The sequence below is a fragment of the Burkholderia sp. Ac-20365 genome, from assembly GCF_017104715.1.
Classification (GTDB): domain Bacteria; phylum Pseudomonadota; class Gammaproteobacteria; order Burkholderiales; family Burkholderiaceae; genus Paraburkholderia.
Window position 1 is genome coordinate 259992 of sequence record NZ_JAAGPI010000001.1, and the last position, 22986, is coordinate 282977.

Sequence of the window (22986 nt, forward strand, 5' to 3'; positions counted from 1 at the left end):
CGCGCATGAACCAGTACGACTTCACGCAGCGCGCCGCCGTCGTCACGGGCGGCGCGCAAGGCATCGGCTACGCGGTTGCGGAGCGGTTGTTGCAGGGCAAGGCGCGCGTTGCGCTATGGGATCGCGACGAAGCGGCGTTGGCTGTTGCAAAGGCAAGCCTCGCGCGCTATGGCGACGTGCACACTGTGCTGGTCGACCTCACGCAGCGCGACGACGTGCAGGCGGCCACGCAGACCAGCATCGCGCAACTCGGCGCGATCGATATTCTCGTGCACAGCGCGGGTATCGCAGGTGCCAATGCGCCCGTCGCCGACTACGCACCCGAAGAATGGACACGCGTGATCGACGTCGACCTGAACGCGGCCTTTCATGTGAATCAGGCGGTCGTGAAGACGATGATCGAGCGCGGTTACGGGCGCATCGTCAATATCGCGTCGATTGCGGGCAAGGAAGGCAATCCGAACGCGAGCGCGTATAGCGCGGCAAAAGCCGGTGTGATCGCGCTGACGAAGAGTCTCGGCAAGGAAACCGCGCAGCACGACATCGCCGTCAACGCGATCACGCCCGCTGCGGCGCGCACGCGCATCTTCGAGCAGATGTCGCAGCAGCATATCGACTACATGCTGTCTAAGATTCCGCGCGGGCGCTTTGTCGAAGTGAAGGAAATCGCCGCGATGGTCGCGTGGCTCGTATCGGCGGAAAATTCGTTCACGACGGGCGCGGTGTTCGATCTGTCGGGCGGCCGCGCGACGTATTGAGCGCGCGTTTATCGGCTTACGTCACCGAGCCGTAAAGCTCGCCCGCGACCTGCTTCAACGCGCGCACCACTTGTGTGGAAGCCGGCGACAGCAATTGCCCCGTGCGCGTGATGATGCCGAAATCGTCCATGTGCAGCGGCATATCGAGCGGCAGGATCGACAGCAGGCCGTGTGCTGCGTAGTAATGCGCGACCTCGGCGGCGAGCACGGCGAGCATGTCGCTCTGCGACAGCAGGCTCGTGACGAACAGCAGTTCCGCGCTTTCGACCACGTTGGACGGCGGCGCGAGGCTTTGACGCTGGAACATCAGCTCGAAGCGATGGCGCAGCACGCTTTGCGCGGGCGGCACGACCCATGACGCGTCGACGACATCGGTGAGCGTCAGCGATTGTTCCGCCAGCAACGGATGACCCGGACGGGCGACGGCGAGCGCCTGTTCCTCAGCGAGAGGCTCGTAGCGCAGATGGAGCTTGTCATGTTCCGCGGACAACCGGCCGATCACGAGATCGAGCTTGTCCTGCGCGAGGCTTTCGAGCAGCACGTTGCTGCTGTCGATCTCGACGCTCACGCTCAGGCCGGGATGATGCTGCTTGACCTGCGCGATCGCAGCGGGCAGCAAACTGACTGCGGGCGACGTGATCGTGCCTACCGCCACACGCCCGAGTTGCCCCGACTTCAGCGCGAGCACTTCCTCACGCGCCTGATCGAGACTGCCGACCACGGCGCGCGCGTGGCGAATCATCACTTCGCCGTAGAGCGTGGGCCGCATGCCGCGCGGCATCCGTTCGAACAGCGGCGCATCCAGCATTTCTTCGAGTTCGCGCAGCAGTTTCGATGCGGCGGGTTGCGACATGCTGAGCGCGTCGGCGGCGCGGTGGATGTTGCCTTCTTCGTCGAGCGCGACGAGCAGCAGCAGTTGGCGCGTCTTCAGCCGCGTGCGGACGTACCAAGGATTCGAATCGAGCATAAGGGTTAATACCAATAATTAAAGCGATATCAGTTCGACGCCAATTTTCATTAGAAAGATATCAGAGCGCTTCGTACACTTTTCTTTTTTCGATGATCCGCGACCACATTTCCTCCTTGCCCAGACCGTTGCGCATGCATCGTTGTTCGGGCCTGTGCGTCGGCGGCTCTGCACACCAGCACTTGCCCTCAGGAAGTAAGCATGTCGGATAAGAAAACGAAGCTGCGCTCCGCCCAATGGTTCGGCACCGCCGACAAGAACGGCTTCATGTATCGAAGCTGGATGAAGAATCAGGGCATTCCTGATCACGAGTTCGATGGCCGCCCCGTGATCGGCATCTGCAATACGTGGTCGGAACTCACGCCTTGCAACGCGCACTTTCGCAAGATCGCCGAGCACGTGAAGCGGGGCATCTACGAAGCGGGCGGCTTTCCGGTCGAATTCCCCGTGTTTTCCAATGGCGAATCGAATCTGCGTCCCACCGCGATGCTGACGCGCAATCTCGCGGCGATGGATGTCGAAGAAGCGATTCGCGGCAATCCGATCGATGCCGTCGTGTTGCTCACCGGTTGCGACAAGACCACGCCCGCGCTGCTGATGGGCGCGGCAAGCTGCGATGTGCCCGCTATCGTCGTGACAGGCGGCCCGATGCTGAACGGCAAGCTCGACGGCAAGGACATCGGCTCGGGCACGGCCGTGTGGCAACTGCACGAATCGCTGAAGGCCGGCGAAATCGATCTGCACAAGTTCCTGTCGGCGGAAGCGGGCATGTCGCGCTCGGCGGGCACCTGCAACACGATGGGCACGGCCTCGACGATGGCGTGCATGGCCGAAGCGCTCGGCACGTCGCTGCCGCACAACGCGGCGATTCCCGCCGTCGACGCGCGCCGCTACGTGCTCGCGCACATGTCGGGCATGCGCATCGTCGAGATGGCGCACGAAGGACTCACGCTGTCGAAGATCCTCACGCGCGAAGCGTTCCTGAACGCGATCCGCGTGAATGCGGCGATTGGCGGCTCGACCAATGCGGTGATTCACCTGAAGGCGATTGCGGGCCGCATCGGCGTGAAGCTCGATCTGGACGACTGGGTGCGCATCGGCCGCAACACGCCGACTATCGTCGATCTGATGCCGTCGGGCCGCTTCCTGATGGAAGAGTTCTATTACGCGGGCGGTCTGCCTGCCGTGCTGCGGCGTCTTGGCGAAGCGGATCTGCTGCCGCATCCGGGCGCGCTGACGGCGAACGGCAAGGCGCTCTGGCACAACGTGATGGATGCGCCCATCTACAACGACGAAGTGATCCGCACGCTCGATAAGCCGCTTGTGAAGGACGGCGGCATCCGCGTGCTGCGCGGCAATCTCGCGCCGCGCGGCGCGGTGCTGAAGCCGTCGGCGGCGACGCCTGAATTGCTGAAACATCGTGGCCGCGCCGTCGTGTTCGAGAACTTCGAGCACTACAAGGCGCGCATCGTCGATGAATCGCTCGACGTCGACGCGAACTCGGTGCTCGTGATGAAGAACTGCGGACCGAAGGGTTATCCGGGCATGGCCGAAGTCGGCAACATGGGCTTGCCGCCGAAGCTGCTGCGTCAGGGCGTGAAAGACATGGTGCGGATCTCCGATGCACGCATGAGCGGCACCGCTTACGGCACGGTTGTGCTGCACGTGACGCCGGAAGCGGCCGACGGCGGTCCGCTCGCCGCCGTGCAGGACGGCGACTGGATCGAGCTGGATTGCGATGCAGGCACGTTGCGCGTCGATATCAGCGACGAAGAACTGGCGCGCCGTCTCGAAGGCCATACGCCGCCCGAGCGGCCCGCTGGCGGCGGTTATCAGCGCTTGTATGTCGATCACGTGTTGCAGGCCGACGAAGGCTGCGATTTCGACTTTCTGGTTGGTTGCCGCGGCGCCGGCGTGCCGCGCCATTCGCATTGAGGAGACTACGAATGAACCTGACGGGTGAACTGCTGATTGGCGCGAAAGCACGGCGCGGACAAGGTGCTAAATTTTATGCGGTCGATGCCGCAACGGAGCAACCGTTGCAAGCACCGGTTTATCACAGCGCAAATGCAGACGATGTCGACGAAGCCTGCACGCTGGCAGAAAACGCATTCGACACATACCGCACGCTGCCCGCCGAACAACGGGCGCGCTTTCTCGACGATATCGCCGCGCGCATCGAAGCACTCGGCGATGCATTGATTGAACGCGCGATGCAGGAATCCGGCTTGCCGCGGCCGCGTCTGGAAGGCGAACGTGCGCGCACGGCGAACCAGTTGCGCATGTTCGCCGCGCTCGTGCGCAGCGGCGATGCACTCGACGCGCGCATCGAACCCGCGTTGCCCGAACGGCAACCGCCGCGCACCGATCTGCGTTTTCAGCGCATCGGTATTGGTCCTGTGGCCGTGTTCGGTGCGAGTAACTTTCCGCTCGCGTTTTCTGTCGCGGGCGGCGATACGGCAGCGGCGCTCGCAGCCGGTTGCCCTGTCGTCGTGAAGGCGCATCCGGCGCATCCGGGCACGTCGGAACTCGTTGGTCGTGCGATTCAGGAAGCCGTGCGACACGCGGAATTGCCCGAAGGCGTGTTCTCGATGTTGTTCGACTCGGGTTATGAAGTGGGCGCGGCGCTCGTCGCGCATCCGGCGATCAGGGCTGTTGGATTCACCGGTTCGCGTGCAGGCGGCCGCGCGCTGATGGCGATTGGCAACGCGCGCGCCGAGCCGATTCCCGTGTACGCGGAAATGAGCAGCGTGAATCCGAACCTGTTGATGCCCGCAGCGCTTGCTGCTCGCGCCGAAACGCTCGCACGCGATTTCGTTGCGTCGGTGACGCTGGGCTGCGGCCAGTTCTGCACGAATCCGGGCTTGATGCTCGGCATTACCGGCGAAGGCTTCGAGCGCTTCGCGACAACGGCGGCGCAAACCCTCAGCGACGCGCAAGCAGGCGTGATGCTCACAAGCGGCATTCTGCGCGCGTACGAAGCAGGCATCGAACGGTTCGCAACGAATCCCGCTGTGACGACGCTCGCGCGCGGCAAGGCGCCAGAAGCGGGCAGCCGTCGCGCGCAAGCTGCGCTGTTCCGCGTGAGTGCAAAGAGCCTGCTCGCCGATCACACGCTCGCCGACGAAGTGTTCGGCCCTTGCAGCGTGCTGGTCGAATGCGCGGACGCCGACGAACTGCGCACGGTGTTGAACCGTATCGAAGGGCAACTGACGATCACGCTGCATCTCGATGCCGCCGATCAAGCCGCTGCGCAAGCGCTGCTGCCCATTCTGGAACGCAAGGCAGGCCGCATTCTGGCGAACGGTTTTCCGACGGGCGTCGAAGTGTGCGACGCGATGGTTCACGGCGGCCCGTTCCCCGCGACTTCCGATGGACGCAGCACGTCCGTCGGTACGGCGGCGATCGAACGTTATATGCGGCCCGTGTGCTACCAGAACCTGCCTTCCGCGCTGTTGCCTGAAGCATTGCGCGATATGAACCCGCTCGGCGTGCATCGTCGGGTAGCAGGGCGGCACGAGCGGACAACCGTCTGACATGCAGTACGCCGGCTATCGAAACGAGTGGTCATAGCCGGCACATAACGATATCAATGGAGACATTGCAATGACCACACCTTACGCCAGCGCGCAGCAGGCTGTGCCCGCAGCCGATGCGGGCACAGGCGCGGCGCTCGCCGACGAACAGCGGATCATGAGCCTGCTGGTTCGCAAGCTGATTCCGTTTCTCGCGCTGATCTACGTCGTTGCGTATATCGACCGCTCGGTGGTCGGCTTCGCGAAGCTGCACATGAACGCGGCCGTCGGTATCAGCGATGCCGCGTATGGCCTCGGTGCGGGCCTCTTCTTCATCGGCTATTTTCTGTGCGAAGTGCCGAGCAACCTCGCGCTCGAACGCTTCGGCGCACGCGTGTGGTTCGCGCGGATTCTGTTCACGTGGGGCGTCATCACGATGCTGATGTCGCTCGTGAGCGGCCCGACGAGCTTCTATGTTCTGCGCTTTCTGCTCGGTGCAGCGGAAGCGGGTCTGTATCCGGGCATTCTGTACTTCCTCACGAAGTGGTTTCCGATGCGGCATCGCGCGCGCATCATCGGCTTGCTGGTGCTCGCGCAACCGCTCGCGGGGATTCTGACGGGGCCGATTGCGGGCCTGGTGCTGTCGACGCACGGCGTGTTCGGCCTGTCGAACTGGCAGACGCTGTTCGTGCTGAGCGGTCTGCCTGCCGTGCTGTTGTGCGTGCCGACGTTGCGCGTGTTACCCGAGTCGCCCGCAAATGCAAAGTGGCTCGCATCGGCGGACCGTGCGTGGATCGAACGCGAGCTTGCCGCCGATAGCGCGTCGTACGGCCTGAAATCGCACGGCAATCCGCTCGCTGCGCTGAAGGACAAGCGCGTGCTGTTGCTCGCATTGCTGTTCCTGCCGTTTCCGTTGAGCATCTACGGTTTGTCGCTCTGGCTGCCGACCATCATCAAGGCGTTCGGCGTCAGCGATGCCGTGACGGGTTTGCTGTCGGCCGTGCCGTATCTGTTCGCCGTAGTGGGTCTGTGCGTCGTGCCGCGTCATTCGGATCGCAAGCGCGAACGGTACTGGCATATCGCGGTCGTGTCCGCCTTCGCGGCGCTGACGATGGCGCTCAGCGCATGGACGCACACGCCCGCGCTGCAATTCCTGTTCATCTGCCTGACGGCGTTTTCGCTGTACTCGATCCAGGCAGTGGTGTGGGCGCTGCCGGGCCAGTTCCTGTCGGGCGCGCGTGCCGCGGTCGGCATCGCGACGATTAACTCGCTCGCGAATCTGGGCGGCTACGTCGGGCCGTACGGTATCGGTCTCATCAAGGATGCGACGGGCAGCCTCGCGTCCGGCCTCTATTTCCTGTCGGCGACGCTGCTGTTCGCCGTCGTGATTACGTTCGTCGTGCGGGCATCGTTGCCCGAACCGAAGGCGCATGCGCGTTGATGCGCGCGTGACGCGTTCAACACATTTCTAGCGGAACCCAAGTCATGAACTCACCACGCACTCCACGTTATCGCGGCATCTTCCCGGTGGTGCCGACCACGTTCACCGAAACAGGCGCGCTCGATCTGGACAGCCAGAAGCGCGTCGTCGATTTCATGATCGACGCGGGCTCGGACGGCCTGTGCATTCTGGCGAACTTCTCCGAGCAGTTCGCGCTTTCCGACGACGAACGCGAAACGCTGACGCGCGTGATGCTCGAGCACGTCGCGGGCCGTGTGCCCGTGATCGTGACGACGAGCCACTACAGCAGCGCCGTGTGCACCGAGCGTAGCCGCCGCGCGCAGGAGCAGGGCGCATCGATGGTGATGGTGATGCCGCCATATCACGGCGCGACGTTCCGCGTGCCGGAGACGCAGATCTACGAGTTCTACGCGCGGCTGTCGGATGGCATCGACATTCCCATCATGATTCAGGATGCACCTGCGAGCGGCACGGTGTTGTCGGCTCCGTTTCTTGCACGCATGGCGCGTGAGATCGAACAGGTGTCGTACTTCAAGATCGAAACGCCGGGTGCGGCCGCGAAGCTGCGCGAGCTGATCCGTCTGGGCGGCGACGCAGTGGAAGGCCCATGGGACGGCGAAGAAGCGATCACCCTGTTCGCGGATCTGAATGCGGGCGCAACGGGCTCGATGACAGGCGGCGGCTATCCCGACGGTATCCGGCCGATTCTCGAAGCGTTCCGCGAAGGCAAGCGCGACGACGCGTTTGCGCACTATCAACGCTGGCTGCCCCTGATCAATCACGAGAACCGTCAGACGGGCTTGCTCGCTGCGAAGGCGCTGATGAAAGAAGGCGGCGTGATCGCGTGCGAAGCGCCGCGCCATCCGCTGCCGCCGATGCATCCCGATACGCGTGCCGAACTGATCGACATCGCGCGCAGGCTCGATCCGCTGGTGCTGCGCTGGGGGAAGTAATCGCATAGCGTGAAGCGCTTCGGCGCAGAAAAAACAGAAGGCACCGAAGCGCTGAACACTCCAGCCAGCATCAAACAGGACCACACAGAGTTCACAGCAGGCAACGAAAGGAGGAGACACGATGGATGAGAAGCTCGCGACAACCCATGCGTCCGCCGCAGGCGCGACGCGCATGAATTTTCGCTGGCATGTGCTGATCTGGCTGCTGCTTGGCGGGATCATCAACTATATGGACCGCGCAAGCCTGTCGATTGCCGCGCCCGGCATGATTCAGGATCTCGGGCTCACGCGCACGCAGATCGGCCTGCTCGGCACTGTGTTCGCGTGGACGTATGCGGTGATGCAATTGCCCGCAGGCTGGATCATCGACCGTTTCGGCGCGAAGAAAGCGTATGCGATCGGGATGATCTGGTGGAGTGTCGCGACGTGGCTGACGGGCGTGGTCGGCTCGATCTCGGGCCTGATCGTGATGCGCGCGTTGCTTGCTGTCGGCGAAGCGCCGTGCTGGCCGACCTCGGCAAAGATTACAGCGGCGTGGTTTCCGGGCAAGGAGCGCGGCTTTGCGACGGGCATCTGGGACTCGTCGTCGAAATGGGGACCGGCGCTCGCGCCCGCGTTGCTGGTCGCGCTGATGATCGCGTTCGGCTGGCGCTCGCTGTTCCATGTGACGGGCGCGGTGGGCATCGCGTTCGCGATCCTGTTTCTGTTCCTCTATCGCAACCCTGCGCAAAGCAAGCGGTTGTCGCGCGAAGAGTTCGCGTATATCGAAGCGGGCGGCGGCGGACATGAGCATTCGCTCGCAACGTCGTCGATCAAATGGCGCTCGCTGTTCGGCCATCGCAGCGTGTGGGGCATGATTCTCGGCTACTTCTGCGCGATCTGGCTGTGGAATCTGTTCCTCGTGTTCCTGCCGCTCTATCTGCTCGACCGCTTTCACATTTCGCTTGCGCAGCTTGGCGTGTATGCGAGCATTCCGTGGTTCGGCGGCGCGTTGGGCGAAATCGTTGCGGGCTGGTTCGCGACGAAGCTGGTCGATCGTGGCGTCGCGTCGTCGTTGGGCGCGAAGCGGATCATCATTGCATGCTGCTCGGTGGGCGCCGCCGTCTGCGCAATTGCGTTGCCGTTCACGCAATCGATCACGATGACGATCGTGTTGATGACGATTGGCCTGGCGTTCATTGCAGCGACGATCGGCAATGCATGGGCGCTCGCAGCGGATATCGCACCGCCTTCGCTGGTGGCGTCGGTGAGTTCGATCCAGAACTTCGGCGGTTATTTTGGCGGCGCGTTTTCGCCGGTGGCGGCGGGCTTTATCGTCGATCGAACGGGGTCGTATTCGCTGGCGTTCGTGATTGGTGGCGCAATTGCGGGGTGCGCGGCGCTGTTTTACTGGTTCATGGCGCGGCAGCGTATCGTCGAAGCGCCGCTCGAACAGCGCGCCGTCTGATATAGCCGACGACGCAGCGGTGAACCCATACGCGTGGAAGATGACAACACCCTGTCATCATCGACTGCGCATTGCGTTTTGGTGCAATTGAAACGCCGGAATATTGAGCACTTTGCAAACGGACGGTCCGCCGTATAACCTTGCTCGTGCCCCGTTGATCCGGAGACGCGATGAACGATCCGTCCGTTGCCCGTCACGCATCAGGTCACGACAGCGCCTTGCCCGTCGATCTTGCATTGCAGGGTGGCGGCTCGCATGGCGCGTTCACGTGGGGTGTGCTCGACAGGCTGCTGGAAGAATCGGGCTTGCAGATCGAAGGCGTGTCGGGCACGTCGGCGGGCGCGATGAATGCGGCCGTGCTGGCGAGCGGCTTCGAGCACGACGGCCGCGCGGGCGCGCGCAAGGCACTCGAGCATTTCTGGCGGCGCGTATCCGATGCCGCCGTCTTCAGTCCGTTCCGGCGCAGTCCGCTCGACATGCTTTCCGGCCGATGGACACTCGATCACTCGCCGCTGTTTCTCGCGATGGACATGATCGCGCGTCTTGTTTCGCCCTACGATCTCAATCCGACTTCGTTCAATCCGCTGCGCGGCATACTGGCTGAAAGCATCGACTTCGATGCGGTGCGTGCTTCGCGCATCAAGCTGTTTATCACCGCGACACACGTGCGCACGGGGCAGGGCCGCGTGTTCCGCAACGCCGATCTGAGGCCGGAGGTACTGCTTGCGTCGGCATGTTTGCCGACCTTGTTCAAGGCGGTCGAGATCGACGGCGAAGCGTACTGGGATGGCGGCTACGCGGGCAATCCGACCATCACGCCGCTGATCCGCGAGACGCGGTCGTCGGATACCCTCCTCGTGCAGGTCAATCCTGTCGAGCGCGCCGAGGCGCCGCGTTCGGCGCGTGACATCATCAGCCGGCTCAACGAAGTCGCATTCAACGCGCCCTTGCTCAAGGAGATGCGCATGATCGCGCTGCTGCACAAGGTTGCCGATCCGGGTCACGACGAAGGGCGTCGGTGGGCGACGATGCGCATGCACCGGATAGCGAGTCCGATGATGACCACGCTGGGTTATTCGTCGAAGCTCAACGCCGAATGGCGCTTTCTGACGATGCTGCGCGACGAAGGACGCCGCACCGCGCAGGCGTTTCTCGACGAACACGGCAGTGCGCTCGGCGAGCGTTCGTCGCTGGATCTCGACGCACTGCTCGACGGAATCCTGCGATGAGCGGCGTGGCGTTGTCATCGACGGCACTTGGCGTGGGCCTCTTCGGGATGCTCGCGAGTCTCGGTCTGCTGATCTGGTTCGCGTATCGCGGCTGGAGCGTGCTGCTGCTCGCGCCGATCGCAGCGATGCTGGCCGCGCTCGTGTCGGGCGAGCCAGTGCTTGCGCACTGGACGCAGACGTTCATGTCGAGCACCGCGCGCTTTCTCGCGCAGTTCTTTCCGCTGTTTCTGCTTGGCGCGTTGTTCGGCAAGCTGATGGAGGACAGCGGTTCTGTCGATGCAATCGCACAGTTCATGACCGACAAACTTGGGCCGAGGCGCGCGATACTCGCCGTGGTGATCGGCGGCGCGGTGGTCACGTATGGCGGCGTGAGTCTCTTCGTGGCGTTCTTCGTGCTCGCGCCGATGGCGCAGGCGCTGTTCCGAGCCGCGAACATTCCGCGCCGGTTGATGCCGGCCGCGATTACGCTCGGCACGTCCACGTTCACGATGTCCGCGTTGCCCGGCACACCTGCCATCCAGAATGCGATACCGATGCCCTTCTTCGGCACGACGCCATTTGCCGCGCCGGGTCTTGGGATTATCGCGAGCGTCGTGATGATCGTGTTTGGCTTGTGGTGGCTCACGCGTCAGGAGGTGACGGCGCGGCGCGCGGGCGAGGGGTTTGGCGATGATCTGCCTGCCGCTGGCGCTACCGATTCGACGCTGGTGCGGGAGCGCGCGACGGTGTCGCAGTCTTTCGATCCTGCTGAGATCGAACGTGGTGCGATCAGCGAGCGGCTGCCGCCGTTTGGCATTGCGATTGCGCCGCTCGTGGTCGTGGTGTGCGCGAACTTTGCGATGAATATGCTGGTGCTGCCGCGTATCGATGCTTCGTATCTTGCTGAAGCGCGATGGGGTGGCACGACGTTGTCGGCGGTGAGTGGGGTGTGGGGTGTATCGGTGGCGCTGGCGCTTGCCGTGGTGCTGCTTGTTGTGATGAACCGGTCACGGCTCGGGACGCTGCGTGAGAGCGTCGATGCCGGCGCGAATGCTTCTGTGTTGCCTGTGTTGAGTGTGGGTAGTCTGGTTGGGTATGGTGCGGTGATTGCGGCGCTGCCTGCTTTTGAAGTGGTGCGGGCGTGGGTGTTGGGGATTGGTGGCGGGCCGTTGGTGTCGCTTGCTGTTGCTACCAATCTGCTTGCTGCGCTGACCGGATCTGCCTCCGGCGGGTTGACTATTGCACTCGATGCGCTCGGTGGGACTTATCTTCAACTGGCTGCGCAGCATCATATCGATCCTTCGTTGTTGCATCGGGTGGCTGTGATGTCCTCCGGGACGCTGGATAGTTTGCCCCATAACGGGGCGGTTGTGACTCTGTTGTCCGTGTGCGGGACTTCGCATAAGCAGAGCTATCGGGATATGGTCGTCGTCGGGGTTGTGGGGGCGCTTGCAGCGCTGGCTGTTGTGGTTTTGCTTGGATCAGTTTTTGGGAGTTTTTAAAAGGGTTTTTTTGTCCTGCGACGCTTTGGTTTTGGTTTGCTGGTGGTGTCGGTGGCATCCGCGTGATGTTTTGCCTGGTCCACGCGTTGCCCCTGTGCGGGGCGGCACTTACTTTCTTTGCCGCCGCAAAGAAAGTAAGCAAAGAAAGCGGGCTAACACCGCCCGTTCTTGACCGCTGCCTGAGGGCCCCCAACGGGTCCTCCACTTCGCACGGCAATCTCTCAGTCACCGCGCCGTTGCCAACGCTTCGAATTGGCGCCTCACCCACTTCAAGCACCCGTAGCGCTGCCAGCGTCAGCGAATGGTTACGGCCGCCCAGGTGGCAAACTGTGTGTCGGTCGCAGTACTTCACACGTCAGCGTTCCTACGACACCGATCGTGCTTTTCAGTCCAGGGTGAAGCGCATACGCCGCGAAAGCCGACACACAGTTTGCTGCTATAGAACGCGGGCTAATTGATCGCGCGTGTGGCGACACGGGAGCATGAAGCGGGTGAGGCGAATATTCGAAGCGTTAGCAGCGAGCGGTGACTGAGAAATTGCCGCGTGCAGGAGAGGACTCGTTGGGCGCGCTCAGACATGAACAAGTGCCGGTGGTGTTCAGCGGCTTTCTTTTGCCTACTTTTTAAAAATTGCATGATGCGCCCTGAGATCATATGCATTCCTGAATGCGCGGTACAAGGACTTCCATGGACTTCCGACCTTGACGTGGATTTCATCGACGCACCAGCTCCTGCCCGCCGGGCGCCTGCAGCGGCGAAATGCCTTTTCAAATACTGGCTTCAGCTTAATGACCCAGCGATGTACGCTCGAGTGATCCACCTCGACTCCACACTTCAGCCGTATGCGGCCACTTTCGATGCCATCTCACGGGGCATAGACGAACTCCCACTGGTCATAGCTTCTTGACTTCGCGAACGCTGCCGACTCCTCACCGAACCCTGAGACCTTCACCGGCGTATTCGACGACGCACTGCGCACGCCCATGATTCCGCCTTCGGCGGACAGTATAGGAACTAAAGGTTTTCCTGTGACAGGATCAGGATACAGCTGGCGCAGATAACGACGTGTGACGGGATAGCGCGGATCCCGCAGCAGGTCGTTCAGCCTCTCGGGATAGCGCCTGCCATCGAGGGGGGTGCTTTGCCAATATTGCTGGATTGCGCGCCGGTAGAGGCCACCGACATATAGTAACTCATGCTCCCTCTCGCGCTGGGTGGACATACGCACGTCCTCCAGCAGTTTGCCGAGTCCGAGCGAGATGAGCGCCAGAAGCAGCAGCACCCAGAAGTACGTGACGCCTTTCTGGCGCGGGGCGAATGCGGGTCTGCTTACCACGATCTGTACTCGGTGCCGTCGGACGCTTTGCCTTGCGCGCCGCTCTTCACATCGACAACCGATTTTTCGTTTTCGTCGGTACCCGGTACCGGAACCCAGCTCCCAGTGGTGTTCGTCACCGGGTCGAGTGGCATCGCACGCAGATAGTGACGTTCGGTGAGCTGGGTGAGCTTGTCCGGATATGCGCCTGTGTCGCTGTAGTACTCGTCCAGCGCCCTGCGCAGCACGGACAGGTTCTCCCTCAGCACGGCTTCTTTCGCACGGTCTGTCTGATGAACATAGCGTGGGGCGACGATGGACAGGAGCGTTGCAACGATGGCCAGCACCACCAGAAGCTCGATCAGGGTAAAACCATCTGTCCGCGAACGCATTACCATCGTCCGCTTACCAGTCTCGATAGGGGATGCCATTGAGCCCTTTCCGGTTGCTCTGCGAATAGACGTCATAGATATCGGCGCCTTCCTGCGGGTCGGAGGGTTCGCTCGCGTAGTTGCGTTTGCCCCATGTGTCCTGCGCCGGGCCGGACGACACGGGGTTCATCGGATCGCGCGGTATCTGACGCAGAAAGAAGATCTTCTTGCCTTTTGGCAACCGCCTGTCGATCACGCCGTTCACCAGTATTTCCAGCGTCGGCGGGTATCCCGTCGAGTCAGCCGTCCGGTCGATCCGGCCTTCATCGCCAGCCTGTTTATAGGCGTCGATTGCTGCGCGGATCTCACGTAACGCCTGCTTCAGTTCATGCTCCTTCTGCCGCTGTACCTGAATCTGGGCGAGCGGCGTCGCGACCGAGGCGACGATCGCTACGAGTGCAACCGTGACGATCATCTCGATCAGGGTAAAGCCGGAATCGCGGCGCGCTGGCTTCATCTCACTGCGCGACCGTGATCTGTTTAGGCAGAGCAACGGCGGCAGCCATGGGTACATGGTCATTTCTTTCGACTTTCACGTTCTGCAGGGAAAGGTTGAGTGGACCATTCGACTGACGAGCCGCCTCCAGAGTCAGGGTTGCGAGCGGGCCGTCAGCGATTGCTACCTTGCCGACCGAGATATGGAATGTGCCGCCCGACTGTTTTGCATCGAACGCGACACCCGCGCGCGGCTCGGTCCTAACCAGTTTCACATCCGGTTGATCCACGATGAGATCAAATTCGGCCGTTTCGAAACCGGGCCCGTTCGCCAGCAGATTGACGCCGAAACCTGTTTTAGCCAGCGCTTGCGTGGGCGCGCTCACATCAAACAGGACCACGTCCTTGCGTGGCAGATTCCCCTCTGGCGAGCCCAGCGCCCGTTGCACGGCGGACGAAACAGTGCGAGCCGCATCAGTCGTGACAGGCGCGCTGGCCAGCGTCGCGTCGTTATCGCTGTACTGTGCCGCTGACGTAAGGCGCAGCGGTCGGGTCGACACCTGTTCAGCAGTTCCGCTCGGAAAGACCTGTGCATAAGCACTGGGCATGGCCAGGGAACGCGTGATGTGCGGTGTGATTAGCAACACGATTTCGGAGCGGGTGTTGCTGTCGCTATCGTTCGAGAAGAGCCGACCAAGCAGGGGAATTTTTCCGAGACCCGGAATATGGCTTCCCGAGAACTGACTGTCACTCTTGATCAGACCCGCCAGGGCCTGTGTTTCGCCTTCATGAAGGCGCAGCAGCGTACTCGCGTTGCGCGTGCCGATCTGGTAGGCCAGCAGACCGGTCGTCGATGACCGAACCTCCTTGACGATGTTGCTGACTTCGAGTGCGACGCGCATGGTCACATCATTGTCGACGTGAATCTCGGGTTCGACTTCGAGCTTCAGACCCACGTCGAGGTAGTTCACGGATTCCGTGATGGCGCTGGAGGTCTGGTTCACCGTCGAGGTGATAACAGGCACTTTGTCGCCAATAAGCACGCTCGCCTTTTCGCGATTGATGACGCGAATGCGCGGGTTCGCCAGCGTGCGCGTGCTCCCGCTCGTTTGCCGCAGGTTCAGGACGGCGATGGGGTCGGGAAAGGACAACGAGAAGTTGTTGCGATTCACGCCTCTCAGCTGATCAATGGTCATGGCCGATGGCACACCGGCAGGTCCGAGCAGGCTCGCGCTGACACTGGTCGGATACTGGATGCCGACATTCAGAAGGTCGTTCGAGTTGACTTCGAGCACTTCAACATCAAGGATGACCTCGGGGCTGGCGATGTCGTAAAGATCGAGCAGCCGGACGATGGCGTCCTGTACCTGCTCCGTATCGCGTACCACGAGCATCTTCAGGCGCTCGTCGACGTACATCGACTTCGGCACCACCAGGGTGCGCAGCATCTCCTGCAGCTTCTTCGGATCCGCGCTGTTCAGGTAGTACGAACGCAAGACGAGATCGTCGTAACGCTTTCTCTTTTCCTCGGTTCCCGGATAGATGAGGATGGTCGTGTTGTTGAGTATCTTTCTGTCTAGCTGCGACGTCTGCAGAATGAGGTTCAGGGCGTCGGTGACAGTGGTATTGCGCGCATAGATGGTGGTGCGTAGATCGGCACCGACATCCTTGTCGAGTACAAAGCTGATACCTGACGTCTGGGTGAGTATCGACAGAACCGACCGGATATCGACATCCTTGAATTCAAGCGTGACCGGCTTTTGCAGCGCTGCGTTCAGCGCAGGTAGCAGCATGGTATTGCGATGGTACTGGGCGTCGAGTTGGGCCAGCATGTTCCGCCCGTCCGGATTGCCGGGGTTTTCGGAGAGGATGGTGTTCAGCAATTGCCGTGCGGTTGCGATATCGCCCTTGCCGGCTGCAGTTTTCGCTTCGTCGAGTTCCGCCGTTTCACGCCGCTCGCGGCCGATCAGGTCGATTCCACGCAATGCTTCCACGTTCTGTGCATCGAACTGCAGGATTTCCCGATAGGTGGTGAGCGCTTCGTCCGGGTGACCTTCTCTGCGTGCAACAGCCGCTTTCTGCATCAACGTTCGCGCCTGGCGCTCGCGCTGATCGATGTACTTCATGCGGTACTGCTCGGGATTTTCCTGCGACGCCTGCTGCATCTGGTCGAGGCCTTCCCTAATCTTGCCGTTGCTGACCAGATCCGTTCCTTTTCGCCACTGCATGTATCCCGAGCATCCCGCCACACAGACTGTGATGATGCAAATGCCGAGTGCTCGCACGAGCCGCTGACCGCGCCTCGCCCCTCTGGTAAATACGTCCTGCTGCGAATACTGCTCTTTCATGCAAATGCCCGTTATTCGTCTTGTTGTCGTTCTTTGTTTTCGCTGAGCGGGTGGCTGGCGAGGAAGCGCTGCCCCACCTGCACCGATGCAACGCCGCCAGAACCTGCCGCCAGATTCCCGCCCATTGCGACGATACGGCTTTCACCTGTCTGCGGGTTCTGCAGAGCGACGTCGGTCGGCGAAATCGATTCAACCCGCCAGGTACTGTCGAAAAGATCCCCTTCATGCAGAACTACGGGATTGCCGCTTCCCGATGCAAGAAACACTTGCACTTTCCCGTCCTGGACCATGCGGCCGAGATACGTCACACCGGATTCCGCCTGGGCTGCCGGTAACGGCGGCAATGGTGGTGTCGAATCCAGCGCCGGACCTGCACCCGGAGGCGGCAAAGGGGGCGTTCCGGCCAGCAGCACATCAGCCTGCTTCGGAAGCTCGACTTCGGGCAGCACAGGCCGGCTCCATGGGCGATCCGGCTGCCCGGCAATGTCCTGCGGACGCCTGTCGGGCGTCGCTTCACCCGTCGCCACACCGGACGACATGGGATGCTCGACGGGCTCGGGAATCAGCATCGAGACGATAGTGATCGCTATGGTGACCGCCAGTACGAGCTGCACAGGCGCAGAGAGAGTCGATCTCATGCCGTGGTCCCGGCGCGCGACTGCAAGTACATGTCCAGATCAAGCTTGAGCTTCACGAGCTTCGTTCCGTCAGCCACCTTCGTATACACGAGACGGGCGACGGCAAGGTTCGGCATCGCGTTGAGCGTCGTTTGCAGGAGCCTGCGCTGGTTCGCGGCGCCGCCGCGTGCGACCACGCCCAGCCTGACTTTCGTGACGGGCAAGCCCGGCACGGGTTCATAGCGATAATTAATGCTCGCCAAAACAACGCCACTTTGCTCAGCCAGCACGCCAAGCTCGCGGAGCTGTTCCGTGCATTTGTCGAATGGCGGCAGCGATTCGACGAACGCCAGCCGCGGATCGCTACTTGCAGGCGGGGGCGAGGCTGCGCGCAGCCTGTCCGGGTGCCGCTTGCCTTCATGAGCCAGCTGGGCCGCCAGTTGCCGGGTTTCATTTCGCAGAGGCAGGTCGATGGTGAGCATCAACGCGATCCAGGTGGCTGCCAGCCCCGCCGCCGTTGTGTGTCGCCACGTCGTACGGTCGTCGACGCAGGTGAGATACCAGCTGGCGACCTTCAGTATTTTACCGAGGTTCACGGTTGCTTCCATTCGGCTACCAGTACAAACGCGACAGTGCGTGCGCTGATGGACGGGAGTTGCGGAGTGACGGAGCCTCCCGGTTGAGACGTCCCGTCCGCGTCCGACCTTATCTGGCTGATCAGTTGGACGGACGTCCACGAAGGGTCGGCCTGCAGCTTCGTGATCAGGTCGAAAACGTTCTGCGCATGATCGGCGAGCCCCTGGACACGCACGCGCCGCACGTCTGCGGCGTCCGGCGCGAGTTCGACCAGGTCCAGTCCTGGATTGGAAGCCCGTTGCAGACTGTCCAGCACTTCGGTCCACGGATAGCGTAACTCTTCGAACACGTGTGCCAGCACCGGAGAAGGCTTCGCAGGTGCCTGATGGCCACGCGCCATCGGGCGATGGATGTCCTGTACTTGCCCGACCAGCCGCTCACGTTGTTGCAGCAATTCTTCACGCCAGTAGACGGCGTGTGCGCTCCCTGCCAGTGCGACAATGCATGCGAACGTCCACGCATCCAGACGGAAGCGGGCAACAGCAAAATTCCAGCGCAGACGCGTCATTCAGACCACCCCGCAAGACGCATACGCAAGCCGCGCGTCAACGCACGGTGCGAGTCCGGCTGGTGTCGGCATGTCCGTGACTGACGACGTCATGCCGGGCGTCGGGAACTGATGCGTTGCGCCTGTCGCGGCGATCTCATCCGGATTGCCCGAGTACGGACGCAGCTGTATTGACGTGATGTGTCCGCGCTCATGGCCCGCGAGCAGCACTCTTTGCCCTTCGACGAGTGCGAGCAGGCCGCGACCTGCTCTGGCGCTGGCGCCAAGATGGTTCCACACGACCGTGAGCATGGGTGCGATGAATCCCGTGCGGCAACCGTGCGCGGGTGCAAATGCCGTGAGCTGGGTGAGCACATCGCGAGCGATTAGCGCTGCGACACGTGATCGCCCGTAGGAGAGCGGACCGAGGCGCATGTCGTATGCGGCGAAATCGCGCTCGCCTGCTGCGTCAGCAAACTGTTGTGCAAAAAGTGCCGACGCCAGGCTGCGGCAAAACGCGCTGTCGGAAAGACGTTCGTCCCATGGCAGTACCAGATAGCGGACGTGCTGCAGACCGGTTATCCATTCCATCTTGCCGCGTACGGGATGGGTGCGCAGCCAGGCATGCAGCGTCGCTAGCTGTGCATCAAGGTGCTGATTCGCGCCGGTATCCGGCAAGGAGCACGACAGAACCGCCGTCGCGCGCATGTGCATGCGGGTCCGCAAGCGTCCCTCGATGACGCAGACAGCGAGCCAACCCTGGCCGAGATAGACGCGCAGCCGCTCGCGGCGGCCGATACGGGCGCACAGGGCGCGTATGCGACCGGCAAGCGTCGCCAGCCACCTAGCCGGTGAATGTGACACGATTAATCTCCTCCAGCGTTGTGTGACCCAGCCGCACGGCATCGACGGCCTGTTCGCGCATGGAACGCATGCCGCGCTGGCGCGCCATCTCCTTGAGCTGCGTGGCCGGCGTTATCTGCAAGATCGCCTCGCGCAGTACGTCATCGAGGACTAGCACCTCCGTCAGCGCCCGGCGCCCGCGAAAACCACTACCACGGCAGTTTGCGCAGCCCGTTCCCTTCATTGGCGTGCCGTCGGCCAGGGTGTCGCGCGCTACATGCGACTCCCGTAGCAGTTCGTCGTCCGGCATGAATGACACCGCGCACTGAGTGCAGACGAGTCGCACGAGGCGCTGCGCAACGACGCCGTTGAGTGCGGTCACGAAGCTGTATCCGTCAACTTGCATATGCCGGAAGCGACTGAGCACATCGAATACATTGTTCGCATGTACGGAGGTGTAGACAAGGTGGCCCGTCAGGGCCGCCTGAATGGCGATCTCCGCCGTCTCCCGGTCACGGATTTCCCCCACGAGGATACGATCAGGATCGTGCCGCAGAATCGAGCGCAGACCGCGTGCGAACGTGAGACCTTTCTTCTCGTTGACAGGAATCTGCAGGATGTCTTCGAGCTGGTATTCGACCGGATCTTCGATGGTGATGATCTTGTCGTCGCCCCGTTTGATCTCCGAGAGCGTCGCATAGAGCGTCGTCGTCTTGCCGGACCCGGTTGGGCCCGTCACGAGCAGCATGCCGTACGGCTGGTTAGCAAGTCTGCGTATCGTCTGCCGCGTGCCTGCGTCGATACCGAGCACGTCGAGGTTGAGCTGGGCCATATCGATCGTCAGCGACTGTCGATCGAGAATACGGAGCACGGCATCCTCACCGAACAGGCCGGGCATGATCGATACACGGAAGTCGACTTCGCGGCCCTGGATCGACACCGAGAAGCGCCCGTCCTGCGGGATGCGCTTTTCGCCAATATCCAGTTCAGCCATGACTTTCAGGCGAGAGACAACCTGCTCCGCAAGGCCCGGGTCGGGCAAGGTACGCGCAGTGGATATCACACCGTCGATCCGATACTTGATGGTCAGCCCGTGCGGTGAATTTTCGAAATGGATATCGGAAACACGGTTACGGCGCGCATCGTAAAGTGTGGAATTGACGAGGCGTACGACCTGACTTTCGCTGCTGGCAATCGACGTCAGGGAGATTTCTTCGACGTCCTGTGCAGCGGCATCGGTTGTATCGAGCCGGATCAGTTGCGCCAGCGCTTCTTGCTGGCCCTCGAAGCGCGCGAGGAGCGCTTTCAGTTCGACGGGATGGGCAAAGGCCAGATCGAAGTAGCCGCTGATGCGATAGCTCGCCACCGAGATCAATGCGTCATTCCACGGGTCATCGCAAACGAAAACCACGGGCGCAGCATGAACGTCGTCGCCGGGCGCTTGTGAATCGACAATCCGCTGCAGGACAACGCAGTTTCTGCTGATGCACTCCGCGTACGCAAAAACCGAAAACGTCGGCCTCATGGCTTCCATCTCGGGCAGCCTGAGCGCCCGCATGCCACTTCTATCCGATGCAAGCCGGAGTGCCTCATCGGGCGTCAGGTCACCCAGATTCTCGAGTGCCGTCAGGACCGGCGAGCCTTCACGACCGGCCAGCGTCCGCGCACGCGCCACGAATTCTTGCTGACGGTCTGCATCCGGCTGAGGGTTACGCTCACTCATTGCAGGCTCCCCGCAAGGTCAAAAATGGGGAGATACAAGAGGACGACAATCAGGCCGATCCCGATACCCATCACGAGCATCAGCGTCGGTTCGACCAGCCGGACAAAGCGCTCGACCCACTGCGCGATCTCGCGCTCGTGAAAGAGCGCGGCCTGTTCGAGCATGCCGGCAATCTGACCGTTACGTTCACCCGCCTTGAGGAGCCGCAACGCAATGGGCGTTAGCAGCGCTTCCCGATGAAGACTTTCGCTCAGCGCTTTTCCCTCTGAAATTCTTAGCATTGAGCGTGCGAGTGCCGTCTGGCGCTCCGCAGGCAAAAGATCTCGTGTCATCTCCAGAGATGTCAAAACGGGGACTCCGCCCTGAAGAAGCATGGCCGTCGAACGATAAAAGCGTCCCATCTGCATCAGCTTCATCACATCACCTATCCACGCGACACTTGCAATCCATCCAAGGCATTGTTGCCGGGTGGCAGGACGCACTGCTACCGCAAAGCTTCCGGCTATGCACGCAGTCAGGAAAACTGTCGACGCAATGATGTGATCGCTGACGAAAAGACCTAGGGCGATCAGCCCGCGCGACATCGTCGGCAGTTCCGCATTCGTCATTCCCTCATAGACATGCCCAAAGCGCGGCGCAAGAAAACAGATCAGAAAGAGCGCGACAGTCCCACCGGTGAGCAGAAGCATTCCTGGGTAGAGTGAAGCGGATATCAGTTTCTGACGCACGAGGCTTATCTGCTCGTGGTAGTGCAGATAGCGCGCAAGAGCTTCTGACATTTCGCCAGTCTGTTCGCTGGCCGCCATCATTGCGACGAAAAGTGTGGGGAACTGCTCCGGGTAGGCAGCCAGGGCGGACGAGAATGATTTTCCTTGCTGCATGAAGCGCAACAGTCCGGAGAGGACGTGTCGACTGCCGTCGGAAATAGTCACCGACGTTGCCTCCCGTTGTCGTTCCACAAGCGTGTCGAGTACTTCCGTGAGCGCCAGTCCGGCACGCAACAGCGCCAGAAGTTCGGCCGCAAACAGCGACAGGTTGAAGCTGGTTTTGCGAAAAAGACCCGTAAACGACATGCGCTGCCGGAGAGTTTGTGTGGCAGCACGGCCAGTCTTGCGAATTTCCACCAGTTGAACGCCCATGGTGGCAGCCTGTTGCCTCGCCTCCTGCGTTGCGTCTGTGCGCTGCGTGGCAATCAGATCGTACTGCCGTAGTTCGCCTCGGGCGTTTAACCCCAACCACATGAATTTCGCCATAGCCCTGTTCACACGCTTCGCTTTGCCAGATACATCGTTTCTGGGCATCAGTAGTGAGTCTGAGTACTTTGCTTATCGTTCGCCGAAGTTTGATCAATGCCGTCGGAAACAATGTCGAAATCGCTGTTGTGTGTCCCAGGGAAAACGTATCGATATGGCTTGCCCCACGGATCCACAGGAACCGGCTTGCTGAGATAAGGACCGTTCCATCCAGTGGTTCCGTCCGACGGCGGTGACATAAGCAACGTCAACCCTTCCTGTGCGGATGGATAGCGACCAATGTCGAGTCGAAGTTGATCGACCGCTTTGCCCAATACATTGATCTGTGCTTTTGCGGTTGTGACCTTTGACTTGTCGACGTTCGCGAACAACCGTGGGCCGACGATGCCCGCCAGCAAGCCAATGATGACCAGAACAACCAGCAATTCGAGCAGTGTGAAGCCGCGTTCAATCCCCGCTCTGGTAGTTCTCATTGTTTTTCATTAATTTTCTACAGTTTTTAGTATTGGATGCTCATGTCATCCAGTCGAATTCTTTGGCTCGAATAAGTCTTTCGAATTGAAGGTTAGTGTATCAAACATATATTTTAAGATGAGAGGGAAAAATCCTACATTATTCGTGCGATATTCTGTAGGAAATTTATTGAAATTAATAAATTGGATTGCATTCTTCGGTTTTCTTTTTGGGATATCGATTAACCCATTGATCGATCGAAAGGCTGTTTGTAATATGGGCGTAATGGATGTAAAGAGCAGGGCCTAAATAACTAAAGCCATAAACAGGATTGCTATGTTAGATAGTAGGGAGATTTTTTCGTTTGAAGAGGTGGGCCGTAAATGTGGGAGGCGATGGGCAAGATGGAAATCGTCGATCACGATTGCAGCTTCCGTCATCATAGTAGTGGCCTCTGCGCCGGCGGTTGCCGCCAGTGCGTCTTATACATACGACGCGCTGGGGCGACTGACCAAAGTGGTCTATAGCGACGGAGCCAAAACGTCCACCGTCACGTACAACTATGACGCGGCGGGAAACCGCACAAGCGTTACCAGCACTTCCCCGTCCTGAGCGGCGAAACTCGACGTCTGC

General features: G+C 61.1%; 20 protein-coding genes and 1 pseudogene. 8 read left to right on the top strand and 13 right to left on the bottom strand.

The features are described from left to right. Positions 1–5: 5 nt before the first annotated feature. Positions 6–758, top strand: a complete 753-nt coding sequence (locus G3O01_RS01045) for an SDR family NAD(P)-dependent oxidoreductase (RefSeq protein ID WP_205802583.1) — start codon at positions 6–8, stop codon at positions 756–758. A gap of 16 nt (positions 759–774) precedes the next feature. Here G3O01_RS01045 and G3O01_RS01050 read toward each other — a convergent pair whose 3' ends face one another. Next, positions 775–1725: a LysR family transcriptional regulator gene (locus G3O01_RS01050; RefSeq protein ID WP_205802584.1), complete on the bottom strand. Its 951-nt coding sequence runs from the start codon at positions 1723–1725 to the stop codon at positions 775–777. A 201-nt stretch (positions 1726–1926) separates the two neighbouring features. Between G3O01_RS01050 and G3O01_RS01055 the strand changes: the two genes are divergently transcribed. From G3O01_RS01055 to G3O01_RS01085, 7 genes are all read left to right on the top strand, one after another. Then, positions 1927–3660, top strand: a complete 1734-nt coding sequence (locus tag G3O01_RS01055; protein ID WP_205802585.1) for an IlvD/Edd family dehydratase — start codon at positions 1927–1929, stop codon at positions 3658–3660. Between the two features lie 11 nt (positions 3661–3671). After that, on the top strand, positions 3672–5261 hold the full coding sequence (locus G3O01_RS01060; RefSeq protein WP_205802586.1) for an aldehyde dehydrogenase (NADP(+)): 1590 nt from the start codon (positions 3672–3674) through the stop codon (positions 5259–5261). A 70-nt stretch (positions 5262–5331) separates the two neighbouring features. Then, entirely contained in the window at positions 5332–6681 is a 1350-nt protein-coding gene (locus G3O01_RS01065) for an MFS transporter (protein ID WP_205802587.1), read from the top strand. Between the two features lie 44 nt (positions 6682–6725). Then, positions 6726–7655 carry a dihydrodipicolinate synthase family protein gene (locus G3O01_RS01070; RefSeq protein WP_205802588.1) on the top strand — a complete coding sequence of 310 codons (930 nt, stop codon included), beginning with the start codon at positions 6726–6728 and terminating at the stop codon, positions 7653–7655. Positions 7656–7776: 121 nt separating this feature from the next. Beyond that, complete coding sequence (locus tag G3O01_RS01075; RefSeq protein WP_205802589.1) at positions 7777–9102, top strand: MFS transporter; 1326 nt, start codon at positions 7777–7779, stop codon at positions 9100–9102. 170 nt (positions 9103–9272) lie between these two features. Next, a complete protein-coding gene (locus G3O01_RS01080) occupies positions 9273–10331 on the top strand; it encodes a patatin-like phospholipase family protein (RefSeq protein WP_205802590.1) in 1059 nt (352 codons plus the stop codon). Next, positions 10328–11812, top strand: a complete 1485-nt coding sequence (locus G3O01_RS01085; RefSeq protein WP_205802591.1) for a GntP family permease — start codon at positions 10328–10330, stop codon at positions 11810–11812. Before G3O01_RS01080 ends, G3O01_RS01085 begins: the two co-directional genes overlap by 4 nt. 667 nt (positions 11813–12479) lie before the next feature. On the opposite strand, the pseudogene G3O01_RS45085 reads toward G3O01_RS01085, so the two are convergent. The 12 genes and pseudogenes from G3O01_RS45085 to gspG all read right to left on the bottom strand — a co-directional run. Beyond that, positions 12480–12741 (bottom strand): annotated as a pseudogene (locus G3O01_RS45085) (IS6 family transposase); the annotation flags it as partial. Further along, complete coding sequence (locus G3O01_RS01090) at positions 12678–13148, bottom strand: type II secretion system GspH family protein (protein WP_205802592.1); 471 nt, start codon at positions 13146–13148, stop codon at positions 12678–12680. The pseudogene G3O01_RS45085 and the gene G3O01_RS01090, both read right to left, overlap by 64 nt. Then, positions 13142–13558 carry a prepilin-type N-terminal cleavage/methylation domain-containing protein gene (locus G3O01_RS01095; RefSeq protein WP_241023545.1) on the bottom strand — a complete coding sequence of 139 codons (417 nt, stop codon included), beginning with the start codon at positions 13556–13558 and terminating at the stop codon, positions 13142–13144. The genes G3O01_RS01090 and G3O01_RS01095 overlap by 7 nt, the downstream gene beginning before the upstream one ends. Then, complete coding sequence (locus tag G3O01_RS01100) at positions 13533–14015, bottom strand: type II secretion system protein (protein WP_205802593.1); 483 nt, start codon at positions 14013–14015, stop codon at positions 13533–13535. Before G3O01_RS01100 ends, G3O01_RS01095 begins: the two co-directional genes overlap by 26 nt. A gap of 1 nt (position 14016) precedes the next feature. Next, on the bottom strand, positions 14017–16341 hold the full coding sequence (locus G3O01_RS01105) for a general secretion pathway protein GspD (RefSeq protein ID WP_205802594.1): 2325 nt from the start codon (positions 16339–16341) through the stop codon (positions 14017–14019). An 11-nt stretch (positions 16342–16352) separates the two neighbouring features. Then, entirely contained in the window at positions 16353–16979 is a 627-nt protein-coding gene (locus G3O01_RS01110; protein ID WP_205802595.1) for a hypothetical protein, read from the bottom strand. Then, complete coding sequence (locus G3O01_RS01115) at positions 16976–17566, bottom strand: hypothetical protein (RefSeq protein WP_205802596.1); 591 nt, start codon at positions 17564–17566, stop codon at positions 16976–16978. The genes G3O01_RS01110 and G3O01_RS01115 overlap by 4 nt, the downstream gene beginning before the upstream one ends. Continuing rightward, entirely contained in the window at positions 17551–18102 is a 552-nt protein-coding gene (locus G3O01_RS01120; protein ID WP_205802597.1) for a PilN domain-containing protein, read from the bottom strand. The genes G3O01_RS01115 and G3O01_RS01120 overlap by 16 nt, the downstream gene beginning before the upstream one ends. After that, positions 18103–18945, bottom strand: coding sequence for a hypothetical protein (locus tag G3O01_RS01125; RefSeq protein ID WP_205802598.1), 843 nt, complete (start codon positions 18943–18945; stop codon positions 18103–18105). It lies immediately after the preceding gene. Further along, positions 18926–20290: a GspE/PulE family protein gene (locus G3O01_RS01130; protein WP_346779145.1), complete on the bottom strand. Its 1365-nt coding sequence runs from the start codon at positions 20288–20290 to the stop codon at positions 18926–18928. The genes G3O01_RS01125 and G3O01_RS01130 overlap by 20 nt, the downstream gene beginning before the upstream one ends. Before the next feature lie 353 nt (positions 20291–20643). Then, complete coding sequence (locus G3O01_RS01135; protein ID WP_205802600.1) at positions 20644–21900, bottom strand: type II secretion system F family protein; 1257 nt, start codon at positions 21898–21900, stop codon at positions 20644–20646. Between the two features lie 47 nt (positions 21901–21947). Beyond that, a complete protein-coding gene (gene gspG / locus G3O01_RS01140) occupies positions 21948–22373 on the bottom strand; it encodes a type II secretion system major pseudopilin GspG (RefSeq protein WP_205802601.1) in 426 nt (141 codons plus the stop codon). Positions 22374–22986: the final 613 nt, after the last annotated feature.

Coding starts and splice junctions, on each gene's coding strand:
- G3O01_RS01045 (WP_205802583.1), top strand. CDS start 6: ATGAACCAGTACGACTTCACGCAGCGCGCCGCCGTCGTCACGGGCGGC.
- G3O01_RS01050 (WP_205802584.1), bottom strand. CDS start 1,725: ATGCTCGATTCGAATCCTTGGTACGTCCGCACGCGGCTGAAGACGCGC.
- G3O01_RS01055 (WP_205802585.1), top strand. CDS start 1,927: ATGTCGGATAAGAAAACGAAGCTGCGCTCCGCCCAATGGTTCGGCACC.
- G3O01_RS01060 (WP_205802586.1), top strand. CDS start 3,672: ATGAACCTGACGGGTGAACTGCTGATTGGCGCGAAAGCACGGCGCGGA.
- G3O01_RS01065 (WP_205802587.1), top strand. CDS start 5,332: ATGACCACACCTTACGCCAGCGCGCAGCAGGCTGTGCCCGCAGCCGAT.
- G3O01_RS01070 (WP_205802588.1), top strand. CDS start 6,726: ATGAACTCACCACGCACTCCACGTTATCGCGGCATCTTCCCGGTGGTG.
- G3O01_RS01075 (WP_205802589.1), top strand. CDS start 7,777: ATGGATGAGAAGCTCGCGACAACCCATGCGTCCGCCGCAGGCGCGACG.
- G3O01_RS01080 (WP_205802590.1), top strand. CDS start 9,273: ATGAACGATCCGTCCGTTGCCCGTCACGCATCAGGTCACGACAGCGCC.
- G3O01_RS01085 (WP_205802591.1), top strand. CDS start 10,328: ATGAGCGGCGTGGCGTTGTCATCGACGGCACTTGGCGTGGGCCTCTTC.
- G3O01_RS01095 (WP_241023545.1), bottom strand. CDS start 13,558: ATGGCATCCCCTATCGAGACTGGTAAGCGGACGATGGTAATGCGTTCG.
- G3O01_RS01100 (WP_205802593.1), bottom strand. CDS start 14,015: ATGAAGCCAGCGCGCCGCGATTCCGGCTTTACCCTGATCGAGATGATC.
- G3O01_RS01105 (WP_205802594.1), bottom strand. CDS start 16,341: ATGAAAGAGCAGTATTCGCAGCAGGACGTATTTACCAGAGGGGCGAGG.
- G3O01_RS01110 (WP_205802595.1), bottom strand. CDS start 16,979: ATGAGATCGACTCTCTCTGCGCCTGTGCAGCTCGTACTGGCGGTCACC.
- G3O01_RS01115 (WP_205802596.1), bottom strand. CDS start 17,566: ATGGAAGCAACCGTGAACCTCGGTAAAATACTGAAGGTCGCCAGCTGG.
- G3O01_RS01120 (WP_205802597.1), bottom strand. CDS start 18,102: ATGACGCGTCTGCGCTGGAATTTTGCTGTTGCCCGCTTCCGTCTGGAT.
- G3O01_RS01135 (WP_205802600.1), bottom strand. CDS start 21,900: ATGGCGAAATTCATGTGGTTGGGGTTAAACGCCCGAGGCGAACTACGG.
- gspG (WP_205802601.1), bottom strand. CDS start 22,373: ATGAGAACTACCAGAGCGGGGATTGAACGCGGCTTCACACTGCTCGAA.